The sequence below is a fragment of the Shewanella sp. SW1 genome, assembly GCF_025653545.1.
GTDB lineage: Bacteria > Pseudomonadota > Gammaproteobacteria > Enterobacterales > Shewanellaceae > Shewanella > Shewanella oncorhynchi.
Map to the genome: position 1 here is coordinate 213,244 of NZ_JAKKSG010000002.1, position 16,852 is coordinate 230,095.

Below are 16,852 nucleotides of genomic sequence, written 5' to 3' on the forward strand. Positions count from 1 at the left end.
CTTCATCTGTTTACACCTAAGACATTCGCCAACATTAGAATAAAATTCTCACCTTGTTTGGCCCGAGGAGCGATTCGAGCGAGAGCATCAAGTCATCGGTCGGATTCACTCGCCAAGCATCGGCTAACCTAAACTGACCTTTGGCTTGAGCTTGAGTGTAATTGATCACCACAGGCACGGCGCCGTTACGCCACGGGCTTAGGGCTTGCTCGAAAGTGTCTAACGCCGATGGCGTTAACTCGCTGCCATCCATATCAATTTCCAGCGCTTTGGCAAAGTGGCTGCGCGCCTCACTGATATCTATGATGTTACGCGCCGTCATACGGTTGCCGCCGGCAAAATCATCGTAACTCACCTCACCTTCACAAATGAGGATGCGGTCTTTCTCCAGCAGATGATTAAACTTTTCAAAGGCTTCGGTAAACAACATGATTTCAAGACGTGCGCTCTTATCATCGAGCGTCAACAGACCCATTTTCGAGCCGCGTTTGGTCAGCATCACTCGCGTTGCCACCACTAAACCCGCAGCCTTAGCGGTTTTACCGCGTTCGGTGGGATGCACATCTTTCAAACGACCGGACGTGTAATGCTTAAGCTCTTTTAAATATTGATTGATCGGATGACCGGTCAAATACAAGCCTAGGGTTTCGCGCTCGCCTTCGAGCCAAATTTTATCTGGCCATGGGGTACATTCGACAAACTGCTGCTTACTGTCTTCGGGTTCACTGTTGAGCAAACCAAACATATCGTGTTGGCCAATCGCCTCTGCTTTTGCATGTTGATCGGCAGCGCGAATCGCTTCGGGCAAGGTTGCCATCATAGACGCACGATGCGGCCCAAGAGTATCGAGTGCGCCCGCGCAGATCAGCTTTTCAATCACGCGCTTATTGAGCTTTTTCAAATCAATACGGGCACAGAAATCGAATAGATCCACGAAGGGGCCATCTTTACGCGCCTCTAAAATCGATTCAACTGGACCTTCACCCACGCCTTTAATGGCGCCAATGCCATAAACGATGCGCAAATCATCATCGACGGTAAATTTGAACAAGCCTTTGTTCACATCCGGAGGAATGAGCGGTAGCCCCATACGCTCACATTCATCGACCAAAGTCACAATTTTATCTGTGTTGTCCATATCGGCCGACATTACCGCCGCCATAAACTGCGAAGGATAATGGGTTTTTAGCCATAATGTCTGATAAGACACAAGCGCATAGGCGGCTGAGTGAGATTTGTTAAAACCGTAGCCGGCGAACTTTTCCACTAAGTCGAAGATCTTCATCGACAAGTCGCCGTCGACACCGTTATTGATTGCGCCCTCTTTAAAGATACTGCGCTGCTTGGCCATCTCTTCGGGCTTTTTCTTACCCATAGCACGGCGCAACATGTCGGCGCCGCCAAGGGTGTAACCCGATAACACCTGTGCAATCTGCATCACTTGCTCTTGATACAGAATAATGCCGTAGGTCGGCGATAGCAGTTCTTTTAGGGATTCATGCTGGTACTGAGAATCGGGATACGATACTTCCTCGCGCCCATGCTTACGCTCGATAAAGTTATCTACCATGCCCGATTGCAAAGGCCCAGGACGGAACAATGCCACCAGTGCGATCATGTCTTCAAAACAGTCGGGCTGCAGACGTTTAATCAAATCCTTCATACCGCGGGATTCCAACTGGAATACCGCGGTGGTTTCATATTTTTGCAACAAGCGGAAAGATGCAGCATCCGTTAACGGAATCGCTTCGATGCGCACAGGTGGGCGACCGTTTTTGACCTCGACCTTGTTCACCATCTCCAGTGCCCAGTCGATGATTGTCAAAGTACGTAAACCCAAAAAGTCGAATTTAACTAAACCTGCGGTTTCAACGTCGTTTTTATCGAATTGCGTTACTGGGTTTTTACCTTCAGCATCGCAATAGAGTGGCGCAAAATCGGTAATTTTTGTTGGTGCAATCACCACACCACCAGCGTGTTTACCCGCGTTACGCGTCACACCTTCGAGCTTGCGACACATGTCGATCAGATCTTTTACGTCTTCATCGGCATCATAGGATTCTTGCAGGGCTGGCTCGACCTCAAACGCTTTCGCCAGCGTCATCCCAGGTTCTGGTGGAATGAGTTTAGAAATTCGGTCAACGAAGCCATAGGGATGACCCAGCACACGGCCAACGTCACGAATAACCGCTTTTGCCGCCATAGTTCCGAAGGTGATGATTTGCGATACCGCTTCGCGGCCGTACAATTCGGCCACATGGTCGATCACTTCATCACGTCTATCCATGCAAAAGTCGACGTCAAAGTCGGGCATAGAAACCCGCTCAGGGTTGAGGAATCGCTCGAACAGTAAGTCAAATTCCAATGGGTCTAAGTCGGTAATCTTAAGCGCATAGGCCACGAGTGAACCCGCGCCCGAGCCACGACCAGGCCCTACTGGAATACCGTTATCTTTACCCCATTGGATGAACTCCATCACGATCAAGAAGTAACCGGGGAACCCCATCTGGTTGATCACTTTAAGTTCAATGTCGAGGCGCTCATCGTATTCGCCGCGTTTCTCGGCGCGCACCTCAGGATCAGGGAACAAAAACTCGAGCCGCTCTTCAAGACCCTTCTTCGAACAGTCGACCAGAAAGTCTTCAATGGACATATCGCCCGTCGGGAAATTAGGCAGGAAATATTCGTATAAACGAATCGTGACATTACAGCGTTTAGCGATTTCGACACTGTTCGACAACGCCGCAGGAATGTCGGCGAATAGTTCACACATTTCCTCTTCGCTACGTAAATACTGCTGTTCACTGTATTTTTTAGGTCGGCGAGGATCCGCAAGGGTAAAGCCATCGTGAATTGCCACCCGAATTTCGTGGGCATCAAAATCTTCGGGTTTAAGAAACACCACCTGATTAGTAGCCACCACAGGGATGCCCTTCTCCTGCGCTAAGGCCACAGCCATATGCAGATAACGCTCTTCATCGGGGCGACCTGTGCGGATAAGTTCGAGGAAATAACGGTCAGTGAAATGGGTCTGATAAAAGTCGCATAAAGATTCGACTTGTGTGCCATTGCCCTTGAGCAGTGCCTTACCCAGATCGCCTTCTTTGGCGCCCGATAACAGCAAAATGCCTTCGTTATAAGTGAGTAACCACTCTTGGTCTATCACTACACGGCCGGCCACTTGGCCACGCAAATAAGCCTGACTGATGATTTGGGTCAGATTTTGATAACCGACATTGTTCATCGCAATAATGGTTAAGGCGCACAATTCGCCTTCAAATCCGGGCACTTGCATCCAAAAATCGGCACCAATAATCGGCTTGATCCCCGCACCATGGCAACCACTGTAAAACTTCACCAAACCACAAAAGTTATTTTGGTCAGTCAAGGCGACCGCAGCCATTCCCTGCGCTTCCACCTGCGCCAAAATAGGCTTGACCTTGGCCACGCCATCGGTCATAGAGAAGTCACTGTGGACACGAAGATGCACAAAACGAGGATCGGACATAATTAGGATTATCTTTGAATAGCAGGTTAACAATAACTAGAAAGCAGACTAACAAAGTCACGCAGCCAGAGCCAGTGACTTTGCTGGATAACGGGAACTTATACCCAAACAACCTGAAACTCGTATCTTCAGGTAGCTTGGGAGCACAGCTTATAGTCCCAGTAATGCCTTGACGGGTTTAAAACTTTTACGATATTGGTCAAACACCCCATGTTCGGCGATGGCCTCAAAATGCGCCTTAGTCGGATAGCCCTTATGCTTAGCAAAACCGTATTGCGGATAAGCAGCATCGAGCACATCCATCTCACGATCCCGCGTCACTTTGGCGATAATCGATGCGGCACTAATACTGGCAATTAAACCATCACCTTTAATGATGCTGTGACTGGTAAGCCAGACGCCATTATGGGCAACAAATGCCGGACTGCGATTGCCATCGACTAACACCAACGCAGGCGCAATCTTAAGCCCTGCAACCGCGCGCTGCATTGCCAACATAGTGGCATGCAAGATATTAAGCGTATCGATTTCAGCAGGACTGGCGCGGCCCACGTGATAACACAGGGCTTTTTCACAAATCTCATCAAACAAAGCTTCGCGGCGCTTCTCACTGAGTTTCTTGGAATCATTCAGACCACTGATGGGCTTGTTTGGATCTAAAATCACAGCGGCAGTCACCACATCACCAACTAAAGGCCCACGGCCGACTTCATCCACACCAGCAATTAATCCCGTCGAAAAGGCCAGCAAATCGGCTTCGGTTAAACTTTTAAAAGTTGCCACTAGTTAGCCTCCAGCGATTTAGCATGACTTGGTTTAGGCTCAACCAGTGCCATTACCGCTTCAGCGGCTTTTAAGCTCGCATCACGGCGTAACACTTGGTGCAGGGCATCAAACTCAGCTTTGAGCGGCGTAAAATCTCGATTTAACTCGACTGTGACCGCCGCAGCTATTTTCTCTGGCGTGCAATCTTCTTGAATGAGCTCAGGGACGAGATCTTTGCCAGCCAGTAGATTCGGTAAAGAAAAACGCTCGACCTGCATCATGCGCTTAGCAATCCAATAGGTCATAGGGCTAACACGATAAGCCACCACCATTGGACGCTTGACCAACATGGCTTCTAACGTCGCGGTACCAGATGCTAATAAAATGCCATCGGCAGCCGCCATGACTTCGCGCGACTGGCCTTCGACCATATGAATTTCGAGATCCGGTGCAAAATCCTTCAGCGCTTGCTCAAATTGCTCACGGCGTTTTTGATTGACCAGCGGCGTCACAAAACGTATATCAGGGAAGTTCTGCTTAATCAGTAAAGCCGCCTTCACGAAAGGCTCAGCCAGTTGCTTTAACTCGCCACCACGGGATCCCGGTAGAATCGCTAAATATTCTGCATCGGCATCGAGTTCAAGTAACTGGCGCGCCGCCGCTTTATCGCTTCGCAACGGAATATCATCCGCTAAGGTATGACCCACAAAGGTACAAGGTACTTGATGCTTGTCATAAAAAGCTTTCTCAAATGGCAATAGCGACAACACCATATGGGTCGCCTTCGCGATTTTGAATATACGTTTGGGGCGCCATGCCCACACGGATGGGCTCACATAATGAACGGTTTTAATACCGCACGCTTTGAGTTTAAGCTCGAGGCCTATATTAAAATCCGGTGCATCTATACCAATAAAACAATCGGGCTTAAGCGCGGTGATCTCTTTAATCAAGGATGACCGCACTTTTAATAAGCGAGGTAGACGGGATAACACTTCAACGATTCCCATCACTGCGAGTTCTTCCATCGCAAACAGGGATTTGAAGCCGAGGGCTTCCATGCGGGGTCCACCGATACCGACAAAGCGCGCATCGGGATGGGTCTTTTGCAGCGCAGCCATTAAACCTGCACCTAAAATATCGCCTGAGAGTTCTCCGGCAACCATGGCAAACACTAATGGAGTTTTATTGCTCATAAACCAATCACGTCTCATGAATTAATGGCATTGGATGAAGAGGTAAACCGCACCTAAAATGCATCGTTCCAAGCCTACACTTATGTTAAGTTAATGATTCAATTAATGACTAAGCTCATTTATGGTCGAATGCATTGATGAATAAACGCATTTTTAACGACTACGTCTACCACAAAAAAGGCTTAAACCAATAATACAAAAGGGCATAAAAATGCCCTTTTGTTGTCTTGTGGTCATCAAGTTAGCGAATAATGCCGCGACTCGATGACTTTACAAACTCAAGCAGTAATTTGACTTGCTCATCGTTCTGCGCATCTTCAGCTAATGCTTCAATCGCTTCTTCTACCGTTAAACTACTACGATATAAGGTTTTATAAGCACGACGTACGGCTAACTGGCTTTCTTTAGAAAAACCGCGACGCTTCATACCCTCGCTGTTTAAGCCGCGAGGCACCGTCGGTTGACCCGCTGCCATCACAAAGGGAGGCACATCCTGCAGTACTAAAGAACAACCAGCAGTAAACGCATGGGCACCAATATGCACAAACTGATGCACACCTGTCATACCGCCTAAAATAGCCCAATCACCAACGTGCACGTGACCTGCAATAGATGCGTTATTCGCCATGATGACATTATCGCCTACCACACAGTCATGGGCGATATGCACATAGTTCATAAACAGGTTATTCGACCCAATACGGGTTTCACTGTTATCTTGAACTGTACCACGGTGAATGGTCACGTTTTCACGGATGACGTTATTGTCGCCAATGATCAGTCGTGTCGGCTCACCAGCGTACTTTTTGTCTTGGCATTCTTCACCAACGGAGGCGAATTGAAAAATACGATTCCCTTTGCCGATAATCGTTGGGCCTTTGACCACCACATGGGAACTCAACCAACAATCATCACCAATTTCGACGCCCGCACCGATATAGGTCCAAGGGCCAATAGTGACGTTATTGCCAATTTTTGCATCGGGATGCACAAACGCTAATGTATCTATCACTGACTAATCTCTCTGCGGGCACACATGATTTCAGCGGAACAAACCACTTCACCATCCACTTTGGCCTCACCGTAGAAAACGCCAATCCCGCGGCGCTCTTTAATCATTTTGACATCAAAATGAATTTGATCTCCTGGCTCAACCACACGTCTAAAACGCGCATTATCGATACCAGCAAAGTAATACAACACACCTGGTGGTGGTACATCACTACTCATCGTTTTAAAGGCTAACAGGCCAGTTGCCTGTGCCATCGCTTCTAAAATAAGCACACCTGGCATCACAGGTTGTATCGGGAAATGTCCCTGAAAAAATGGCTCATTTATTGAAACGTTTTTGATCGCCTGCAGACTAACACCAGGAGTGTAATCAAGCACACGATCGATCAATAGGAATGGATATCTATGGGGTAGATATTTAAGTATTTCTTTAATATCCATAGTGTTCATTTGATTAGACACGAACCGAGTTCCTCAAATTGCCTTGGGGCAATTAATCTGGTGTTTTTAAATTTTTTTCCAACGTTTTAACACGCTGGAACAGTTCATCTAACTGACGGAAACGAACTGTATTTTTACGCCAAAGTTTATTGTCCATTGCCACGGTGGCAGAAGAGTATAAGCCAGGCTCACGCATATTAGTGGTGATATTGGTAGCACCAGACACATGCACACCATCGGCAATGCTCAAATGACCTGCGATGGCACAGCTACCGCCAATAATACAATATTTACCAATAGTGACACTGCCAGCAACAGTAGTACTGCCTGCAATAGCAGTATTTTCGCCGATTATATCGTTATGGGCAATTTGCACTTGGTTATCAATAATCACACCGTCGTGGATCTCTGTATGGCCTAATGCCCCACGATCTACCGTTGAATTAGCACCAATCTCAACCCGATCGCCAATACGCACGCCACCTGTCTGCGGAATTTTAATCCACTGACCACGTTCGTTAGCATAACCAAAACCATCTGAGCCTAATACGGCACCCGAATGGATAATACAATCCTGTCCTAAATGCACATCGTGATAGACGGTGACATTAGCCCACAAACGTGTTTTTGAGCCAATAACCACATCTTGTCCCAGCACAACACCGGCACCAATCTGCACATTTTCACCTAAAATGACGTTCGCACCAATCACAGCATTCGCGCCAATAGCGACACCTTCCCCTAAATGGGCTGAAGGATCAATTTGTGCCGAAGGATGGATACCCACCGCCGCTTTGGGTGTAGTGTCCAAATACTGAGCAACACGAGCAAAACCGACATATGGATCTTTTACAATTAACGCAGTACCTTGATAATCCTGCGCATCTTTAGCTGACAATAACACCGCACTCGCTTGAGTTGCCTCAAGCTGAGAGCGGTATTTACTGTTGGCTAAAAAAGAGATCTGACCCGCCTTGGCATTTTCTAAGGTCGCCACACTATTAATAATTAGCGTTTCGTCGCCTTGGATATCACCGTCTAATAACAGGCATAGCTCTTTTAAAGTCACACTATTCATCTATTACTTGCCTTTGCTTAAGGCTTCAACCACTTTGCCACTGATGTCAGCGTTAGGCTTAACATAAATGACAGCACCACGTTGTAATACCAAATCATATTGGTCTTTTTCAGCGATAGTGTTGATGGCTTTTTGCACTTTAACTAACAGTTTATTTTGCTCTTCACCTTGGCGACGACGTAGGTCTTCATCCAATGCTTTGCCTTTTAACTGATATTCAGATTTTAGCGATTCCATTTTACGAACCAGCTCAGTTTTTTGTGCATCGTTCATTAATGCACCATCACGTTGCTGCTTCTCCATCAGAGAACGCATTTCTTCTTGCATTTTTTGGACATCAGCTACGCGATCACCAAACTCTTTCTTCAGAGATTGGGAGATCTGTTCACGTTGTGGGAGCTGTTCAAACACAGCGCCCATATCCACTACGGCAATTTTCTCAGCATGTGCCACTAACGGCGCGCCTAACAAAACTAACGTCATCAGCGCGCAATTTACCATCTTGTTCAAAATAAACTCCTTGTTACCTTGTTATTGTCAGCAAAACTTGCCGAGTGTATGCCTTTTAAAAAGTTTTGCCAATATTGAAAGAGAAGATCTCCGTTTGGTCACCTTCATATTCTTTAAGCGGCCACGCCAAGCTGAACACCATAGGTCCCATAGGTGATAACCATTGCACACTCAAGCCCCAAGAGGCGCGCAGGCGAGCTGGATCACTATAGTCTTGTAACTTAGCAAACTCGTCCGCCGGAAGTGTTTGATATGACTCGTAATCAAACTCAGTATCCCAGACGTTACCCGCATCGACGAAGAAGCTAGTACGAACTGAGTTAGTGTAAGCCTCATCCAGGAATGGGGTTGGTACAATCAACTCCATACTTGCCGTTGCAAGGGCATTACCACCGATAGAGCGGCCAGAACTGACTTGGATACTATTAGGATCGCCAGGCAAGCTACAGCCATCGCCCGAAGGATCCGGTGCACACGGCTCACTACCTCGGTAGAGATAGAATGAACGTGGACCTACAGAGTTCGACTTAAAGCCACGTAGCGAACTACTACCACCTGAGTAATAGTTTTCCCAGAAAGGTAAAATTTGGTCATTATCATTAAATTGACCATAACCGTTACCATAACCTAATCGACCACGGGCCAAGAGCACAACGCTCTGACTGCGGTTAACAGGGAAATAGTAGTTAGTGTCAAAGTCTGTCTTAAAATACTGTAAATCAGACCCTGGCGAAGTCATTTTGCCGTTCAGACGCTGGGACGAGCCATCTGTTGGGAAAGTGCCACGGTTCAAGGTGCTACGATACCAGCCCAGACTGAGTTCAAAGTTATCGAAACTTAAGTCCGCGTTTGGATCGTCATCACGATAGATGTTATAGAAACGCAGCGCCTGCTCATAAGCTGAGATCTCAGAAATCGTGTTGTGACGATAGCCAATACCACCATTGATACGGTTGTATTCGTTAATCGGGAAACCCGAGTTAAGCGCCACACCATACGAACTGTTTTTATAGCGTTCTAAGTTAGCTTCATTGGCGTCAAACTCACTCCAATAAACGCTCCCGCCTAAACTCACACCGTCTTTTGTCCAGTACGGATCGGTATAGGATAAGTTAACGTTTTTAGAGTACTTGTTGGTGCTCAAGCTAATACCCGCTTGATTACCTGTACCTAAGAAGTTGTTTTGTTGTACACCAAACTGCAAGCTCAGGCCTGATTCAGTACCATAACCGACACCCGCGTTAAATGAGCCCGATGGCTGCTCTTTCACTTTAACCGCAACATCAACTAAGTCATCAGTACCCGGCACTTGAATAGTTTCAGTGTCAACGGTTTCGAAGAAGCCCAAACGGTTAAGACGCGCTTTAGATTGCTCAACTTGCGCAGAGTTTAACCAAGCCCCTTCCATCTGACGCAGCTCACGGCGCATCACTTCATCTTTAGTCACTGTGTTACCAGTGAAGTTAATCGCCCGTACGTAAACACGTTTACCCGGTTTAACATTGATGTTTAAGGTGACTTCTTTAGTCTTATCATCAATTTCAGGGTAGGTTTTCACTTCAGGGTAAGCATAACCGAAGCGGCCTAAATACTTGCTGTACATTTCTTCGGTGAAAGTCACATCACCGCCGTTGTACATATCACCCGCTTTGATTGGCAGAATTGATTTCATCAACTCTTCACGGCCCATCAAATCACCCGTCAGGTTTACTTCTTTAACTTTATACTTCTCACCTTCATCTACGTTGATGGTGATATATAAACCTTTACGGTCAGGCGTCATAGCCACTTGAGTCGAGGTGACTTCGAAGCGGATATAACCTTTATTGTGATAATAGGTTTTGATGGTCTCGAGATCGGCCTGCAGTTTTTGCTTCTGATAACGACGCTCACCAAACAGATCCCACCAAGCCACATAATCTTTAAGTTCCAACATGCCGATCAGTTCAGCATCGGTGAACTCTTTGTTACCGACCACGTTAATTTGGCGGATTTCGGCCGCTAAACCTTCGGTAAACTTAAATTTCAGCTCAACCCGATTACGGGGTAAGTTAATCACTTGGGCTTCCACTTTCGCGCCGTATTTACCCACGCCGTAGTAGAAATCCTGCAGACCCTTTTCAATACCAGTCAACATAGTACGATCGAGCGACTCACCGACTTTAACGCCAGAACCGTCCAGACTTTCCTGTAACTGTTCGTCTTTAATGTCTTTGTTGCCATCGAATGTCACGGCACTGATGGTGGGACGTTCAGTGACTTTCACCACTAATACGCCGCCATCTCGACTCACGGAGACATTTTCAAAGTTAGTCGATGCATACAAGCTTTTAATCGCTTGCTGGATTCTTAACTGGTCAACAGTATCACCTACTTTTACTGGTAAGCTTAACAAGGCAGCACCGAGTGCAACTCGTTGCAAACCTTCAACTTGGATGTCGGTCACTTCAAACGGTTGGAAAGTATCTGCCAACACAGTCCCTGAAAACGACGCACCGACGAATAACATCGAGGCAAAAAGTTTATTCAATCTCATAGAGCACTTCTAATTATTAGTCTGTCCTTGCTCAGAGTCGGGCAAAATCATTGAAAAGCGCAACGCTCATCAACATCAGCAGTATTGCTGCCCCAAATCTGAATCCTATTTCCTGCACCTTTTCAGGTACAGGTTTACCAGTTATTACTTCAATAAAGTAATACAGCAGGTGTCCCCCATCGAGCACAGGTAAAGGCAGCAAGTTAATGATGCCTAAATTGACGCTGATGAGCGCGAGGAACCCGAGAAAATAGACCAAGCCATAGTTTGCACTACTGCCCGCACCCTGTGCGATCGAAATGGGTCCACTCAGGTTTTTCACCGACACATCGCCGGTAAATAATTTGCCAATCATCTTAAAGCTCACAGCAACAAGTTGCCATGTTTTATCTGCTGCTATACCGAAAGAATCGATTGGTCCATATTCAAGTTGTAAACGCATATTGTCTGGCCATTGTGCTTGGGTTGGGCTCACCCCGAGCATACCTATCTCTTGGCCATCGGCATTTTTACTGCTTAAGGGTGTCACTGCCACATTAAACTGTTCGCCATTGCGACGCACTGTTAAACTCACAGGCACATTGGCAGAATGTTGAATAATGTCAACAAAAGCCTGCCAATCAGTATAATTTTTACCATTTATTGCGACTAAGGTGTCACCGACTTTTAGCTCACTATTCGCAGCGGCACTGTCAGGACTAATCGCAGCAATGGTGGGGACGATTTCGGGACGATAAATCCCTAACCCTAATGCCGTAATCGGGGATTCTTTTTCAGGATCAAAACGCCAATTACGCGTATCTAAGGTATAAGACCGCGCACTAGAGTCTAAACCTTGCAAACCATTCAATGGCGTTAGCGATACACTCAGACTTTCATCACCTATGTGGCCGACTAAAGCTAAATTCACTTCTTCCCAGTTACGCACAGCCTGACCGGAAATGGCCGTTATTTGCATTGGCTCTGTGATTTGAATTTGCGCAGCAGCAGTCCCGGGTATCGTCGAGGTGATCACAGGCTTAAGTGATGGCACACCAATCAGATACATAAAATACAGGGCAACGATGGCAAAAATAAAGTTAGCAATTGGACCTGCGGCCACAATCGCAATACGTTGCCATACGGTTTTACGATTGAACGCTTGATCTTTTAATTCATCGGGAACATCTTCAACACGCTCATCGAGCATTTTGACATAGCCGCCAAGGGGGATCATGGCTAACACATATTCAGTGCCGTCTTTACCAACACGGCGCCAAATAGCCTTACCAAAACCAATGGAGAAACGTTCGACTTTCACGCCACAACGTCGCGCGATATAGAAATGGCCGTATTCGTGGGCAGTAATTAACAGACCCAGTGCAACGATGAAAGAACCTAAGTTCCATAAAAAATCTAACATCCCACTCCTTACGTTATAAATTTAATCACTCAGCTATTGCTAAGTGATGCTTGCTAATGTCTCACGCGCATAGACGCGGGTTTGCGCATCTAAGGCTAAAATATCTTCTAGACTACCCATAGGACGTTTAGGCACAGTGACTAAACAAGCCTCATTCACTTTTGCAATTTGCGTAAAACCAATTTGCCCCTGCAAGAATGCTTCAACAGCAACCTCATTGGCAGCATTTAATACGGTTGTTGCCTCTTGGCCTTGGGCACACGCCTCCATAGCCAAAGCCAAACAGGGGAAACGTTCAAAATCAGGTTCATAAAAGCTTAACTGTCCGACTTTGAAAAAATCTAAAGGTTCAACGCCCGAATGAATTCTTTGCGGATAAGCCATGCAATGGGCAATAGGCGTACGCATATCTGGGTTACCCATTTGGGCGATAACTGAACCATCACGGTACTGCACCATAGAGTGGATCACGCTTTGCGGATGAATAACCACTTTAAGTTGCTCAGCCTGAGTGTTAAACAACCACCGCGCCTCAATGAACTCTAAACCCTTATTCATCATAGTGGCGGAGTCAACAGAGATTTTAGGTCCCATGGACCAATTAGGGTGTTTACAGGCTTGGGCAGGCGTCATGGCCGCAAGTGTCGCAAGCTCCGACCGCAGGAAAGGTCCGCCAGAACCGGTTAACAAAATATGGGATATACCCGACGCAGCTAAATCGCAACGGCCGAGGTTAGCCTGCACTTCTAGGGGTAAACATTGAAAGATAGCATTATGCTCACTGTCCACGGGCAATAGCACAGCACCAGAGCGCTTAGTCGCCTCAATAAACAACTCACCCGACATGACTAAAGCTTCTTTATTGGCCAGTAATACTCGCTTTCCCGCCTTCACGGCTTCAAGGGTTGGTACTAGCCCTGCCGCCCCGACAATCGCTGCCATTACAGTATCCACTTCAGCAGCCGTCACTAAACCGAGTAAATCGTTCATGCCAGTAGTGACTTGGATATTGAGCGCAGCGGGTAAAACGGCGCGTAACTGTTTCGCAGCCTCTTCATCCACCATATGCGCGACTTTCGGTTTATGGGCTACACACAAAGCCAGCATCTTATCAACGCTCGTATTGGCCACCAATCCATAGATGCTATAAGCCAATGGATTAGCCGAAATCACGCTTAAGGTACTAGCACCAATTGAACCGGTAGCACCCAAAATCACCATATTTTGCATAGCGTTACATCCAGAATGCAATGTAGATCAGGGTAAACACCGGCAAGGCTGCAGTCAGGCTGTCGATGCGGTCGAGCACGCCGCCGTGACCGGGCAAAATAGTGCCAGAATCTTTAATACAGGCCGCACGCTTAAACATACTCTCAGATAAATCGCCCAGCGCTGACACTAAAGCAACAAATAAGGTCACTGCCACAACTAAACCCAGTTCTTGCTCTGGCGAATAATACATAACACCTGCAACCACGAGCATAGTCGTCACTAAACCACCAACTAGGCCTTCCAAGGTTTTAGCAGGGCTCACTGCAGGCATCAGTTTCGTTTTACCTATCGCTTTACCGACGAAGTAAGCCCCAGAATCCGCGGCCCACACAATCAACATCACTAACAGTACTAACACTGGGCCGTAATAGGGTGAAGTTTGTGAGCTAATGGATTTGAGTGCGATAAGAGCAACAAAGCAAGGCACTAAGGTTAACTGTCCAAACATGGACTTAAACATAGGATTCTTTTGCCAGAACTTAGCGCTTTTAGGATAAGTTACCACTAATAATAGTGATGCTAACCACCAGAATGCGCCTATATAAAGAATGGCCAAATAAATAGGATGTAACTGATGGCTTAACCAAACTGCATCGATTGGCACAATCAGATTAATTGCCACCAATAGGATGCCGACTGTAAACGTAAAGCTCCACTGGGTGACATCACACTGATTATCGATAATTCTTCCCCATTCCTTTGCTGCAATAAGGAAGACGGCAACTAAGGCCCAGGCGAAGTAGCTGGCAGGGAGCAAAAATATCGCCCCTAAAACTAATGGAACTAACCAAGTTGCTGTTATTATTCGTTGTTTTAGCAAAAAAAATCCCTCATGAGGTTTTACAATGCACGCATCTCATCAATCTGACTTCCAGTCAGACCAAAACGGCGCTGGCGACTTGCAAAAATGGCTATCGCTTCATGAAAAGCCTGTTCATCGAAATCAGGCCAAAGGGTGTCGGTAAACACCAATTCTGCATAGGCCGCCTGCCACAGCACAAAATTGCTGATGCGACAGTCCCCGCCCGTGCGGATCATTAAATCAACTTCACTCTGATTTTGCATGCACAAATGTGCACTTAAGGCTTCTTCGGTGAACTGACTGCTGGTCATTTCGCCAGTTTCGACCTTTTCCGCTAATTTTTGTGCTGCTTGAAGTATGTCCCAACGGCCACCATAGTTAGCCGCAACATTCAGAACCAAGCCAGTATTGCGAGATGTCTTCTCTTGGGCAGCAGCAATTTGCTTCTGTAATCGCGCCGAAAAGCGGCTGATATCGCCAATAATGTTGAGCTTAACCTGATTCTTATCCAGCAATTTAATTTCGCGCTGTAATACGGTAAAAAACAACTCCATCAGCAAGCTGACTTCTTTATCGGGTCTACGCCAATTCTCGCTAGAAAATGCGAATAAGGTTAGCGATTCAATGCCTAATTGGCTTGCCGTGCTTACGGCTCTTCTAACGGCCTTAACACCAGCCTTATGTCCCATCACTCGTGGTTTACCTTGGGTTTGTGCCCAACGCCCATTGCCATCCATGATAATAGCAACATGCTTAGGTAACGACTGTTTCACGAGTTCGGGTAATTGTCCCGGCAAGGTCGTTTGAGTGTATAAATCACTCTCACTCGTCCTAGGGTGCGGATCAAGTTCCACTGTGGATGACATCTAATACAGCCCTTTAAAATAGACAAACGCCGTGTAGTATACCCCTACACGGCGCATCAACTCTAGCTTATCGAACTGAGATTAGACTTCCATCAACTCAATTTCTTTGGCCGCTAAAATCTCATCGACCTTTTTAATGTGAGCATCGGTGAACTTTTGCACTTCTTCTTCACTGCGACGCACATCATCTTCAGTACAAGCTTTAGCTTTTTCAAGCTTTTTCACTTCAGAAATCGCATCACGACGCACGTTACGGATAGCAATACGACCGTTTTCAGCTTCGTTACGCACCACTTTGATGAAGTCTTTACGACGTTCTTCGGTCAGCGCGGGTAATGGAATACGTAATGTCGCGCCAGCTGACATAGGGTTCAGACCTAAATCAGAGCTCATAATAGCCTTTTCAACGGCTTGGATAGCACTACGGTCAAACACAGTCACAGACAGAGTGCGTGAATCTTCAACGCCCACGTTAGCCACTTGGTTTAGTGGCGTCATAGTGCCGTAGTAAGAGACTTGAATGGAATCCAACAGGCTTGGGTGGGCACGACCGGTACGCACTTTTGCCATTTGGTTTTTAGTCGCGTCAACGCATTTACCCATACGCTCTTGCGCATCTTTCTTAATGTTCTCAATCACGTTAAATGTCCTTCTTGGTCATTAAATAACTTTTTTCGCTCTGATCAGCGTGCCTTCTTCTTCACCCATGATAACGCGGCGTAGAGCGCCAGGTTTATTCATGTTGAAGACTAAAATAGGCATGTCGTGATCACGCGCCATAGTAAAGGCGGCTAAGTCCATTACTTTTAATTCTTTTTCCAGAATTTCCGCATAAGTCACTTCATCATACTTAACAGCATCTGGGTTCTTCATTGGGTCTTCAGAGTATACACCGTCGACTTTAGTGCCTTTCAATACGACTTCAGCTTCGATTTCAATGCCGCGTAAACAGGCCGCAGAATCGGTCGTGCAGAAAGGATTACCTGTACCGGCAGCAAAAATAACCACTCGGCCAGATTTTAGCAAGCTGATCGCTTCAGCCCAATTGTAATCATCACACACACCCTTTAACGGGATAGCTGACATCAGACGAGCATTAACATAGGCACGGTGCAGGGCGTCTCGCATTGCCAAGCCGTTCATAACCGTTGCCAGCATACCCATGTGATCGCCCACCACACGGTTCATGCCTGCTTTTGCTAGGCCTTCACCGCGAAACAGATTACCACCACCAATAACCACACCCACCTGAATACCCAGCTCAACCAGCTCTTTCACTTCCTGAGCCATGCGATCTAATACTTTAGGGTCGATGCCGAAGCCTTCGTCGCCCATCAGTGCTTCGCCACTTAATTTAAGAAGAATGCGTCTAAATGCGGGTTTTGGATTGGTGCTCATAATTTTTATCCTGGTCATAACAAGACCGCAGCTATTGCCGCGGTCTTGGGGGTATTTAGCGTTGGCG

At 46.7% G+C, this 16,852-nt stretch carries 14 protein-coding genes; all 14 read right to left on the reverse strand.

What is annotated here, in order from left to right; all coding sequences use genetic code 11:
- Positions 1 to 34 precede the first annotated feature (34 nt).
- The 14 genes from dnaE to pyrH all read right to left on the reverse strand — a co-directional run bounded on the left by dnaE (position 35) and on the right by pyrH (position 16,785).
- The gene (gene dnaE / locus L5M71_RS02795) at positions 35 to 3,508 is read right to left on the reverse strand and encodes a DNA polymerase III subunit alpha (protein ID WP_028760595.1); all 3,474 of its coding nucleotides are present in this window, start codon (positions 3,506 to 3,508) and stop codon (positions 35 to 37) included.
- Between the two features lie 150 nt (positions 3,509 to 3,658).
- Positions 3,659 to 4,291, reverse strand: a complete 633-nt coding sequence (gene rnhB, locus L5M71_RS02800) for a ribonuclease HII (protein WP_263206323.1) — start codon at positions 4,289 to 4,291, stop codon at positions 3,659 to 3,661.
- On the reverse strand, positions 4,291 to 5,469 hold the full coding sequence (gene lpxB, locus L5M71_RS02805) for a lipid-A-disaccharide synthase (protein ID WP_198573603.1): 1,179 nt from the start codon (positions 5,467 to 5,469) through the stop codon (positions 4,291 to 4,293). The genes rnhB and lpxB overlap by 1 nt, the downstream gene beginning before the upstream one ends.
- Before the next feature lie 241 nt (positions 5,470 to 5,710).
- Entirely contained in the window at positions 5,711 to 6,481 is a 771-nt protein-coding gene (gene lpxA / locus L5M71_RS02810) for an acyl-ACP--UDP-N-acetylglucosamine O-acyltransferase (protein ID WP_028760598.1), read from the reverse strand.
- On the reverse strand, positions 6,478 to 6,942 hold the full coding sequence (fabZ, locus tag L5M71_RS02815; protein WP_006080990.1) for a 3-hydroxyacyl-ACP dehydratase FabZ: 465 nt from the start codon (positions 6,940 to 6,942) through the stop codon (positions 6,478 to 6,480). Before fabZ ends, lpxA begins: the two co-directional genes overlap by 4 nt.
- Before the next feature lie 31 nt (positions 6,943 to 6,973).
- Positions 6,974 to 7,999 carry a UDP-3-O-(3-hydroxymyristoyl)glucosamine N-acyltransferase gene (lpxD, locus tag L5M71_RS02820; protein WP_105249717.1) on the reverse strand — a complete coding sequence of 342 codons (1,026 nt, stop codon included), beginning with the start codon at positions 7,997 to 7,999 and terminating at the stop codon, positions 6,974 to 6,976.
- 3 nt (positions 8,000 to 8,002) lie between these two features.
- A complete protein-coding gene (locus L5M71_RS02825; protein ID WP_028760600.1) occupies positions 8,003 to 8,500 on the reverse strand; it encodes an OmpH family outer membrane protein in 498 nt (165 codons plus the stop codon).
- Positions 8,501 to 8,564: 64 nt separating this feature from the next.
- Positions 8,565 to 11,045 (reverse strand): outer membrane protein assembly factor BamA, encoded by a 2,481-nt coding sequence (gene bamA, locus L5M71_RS02830; RefSeq protein WP_131523800.1) that lies wholly within the window; start codon positions 11,043 to 11,045, stop codon positions 8,565 to 8,567.
- A gap of 31 nt (positions 11,046 to 11,076) precedes the next feature.
- Positions 11,077 to 12,447: a sigma E protease regulator RseP gene (gene rseP / locus L5M71_RS02835; protein WP_173245843.1), complete on the reverse strand. Its 1,371-nt coding sequence runs from the start codon at positions 12,445 to 12,447 to the stop codon at positions 11,077 to 11,079.
- A 39-nt stretch (positions 12,448 to 12,486) separates the two neighbouring features.
- Positions 12,487 to 13,677, reverse strand: coding sequence for a 1-deoxy-D-xylulose-5-phosphate reductoisomerase (gene ispC, locus L5M71_RS02840; RefSeq protein WP_263206327.1), 1,191 nt, complete (start codon positions 13,675 to 13,677; stop codon positions 12,487 to 12,489).
- Positions 13,678 to 13,681: 4 nt separating this feature from the next.
- Positions 13,682 to 14,539, reverse strand: a complete 858-nt coding sequence (locus L5M71_RS02845; protein WP_105249720.1) for a phosphatidate cytidylyltransferase — start codon at positions 14,537 to 14,539, stop codon at positions 13,682 to 13,684.
- A 20-nt stretch (positions 14,540 to 14,559) separates the two neighbouring features.
- Positions 14,560 to 15,387 (reverse strand): isoprenyl transferase, encoded by an 828-nt coding sequence (locus L5M71_RS02850; RefSeq protein ID WP_028760605.1) that lies wholly within the window; start codon positions 15,385 to 15,387, stop codon positions 14,560 to 14,562.
- 81 nt (positions 15,388 to 15,468) lie between these two features.
- On the reverse strand, positions 15,469 to 16,026 hold the full coding sequence (gene frr, locus L5M71_RS02855) for a ribosome recycling factor (protein ID WP_012088724.1): 558 nt from the start codon (positions 16,024 to 16,026) through the stop codon (positions 15,469 to 15,471).
- Positions 16,027 to 16,047: 21 nt separating this feature from the next.
- Complete coding sequence (gene pyrH / locus L5M71_RS02860) at positions 16,048 to 16,785, reverse strand: UMP kinase (RefSeq protein ID WP_006080981.1); 738 nt, start codon at positions 16,783 to 16,785, stop codon at positions 16,048 to 16,050.
- Between the last annotated feature and the right edge of the window lie 67 nt (positions 16,786 to 16,852).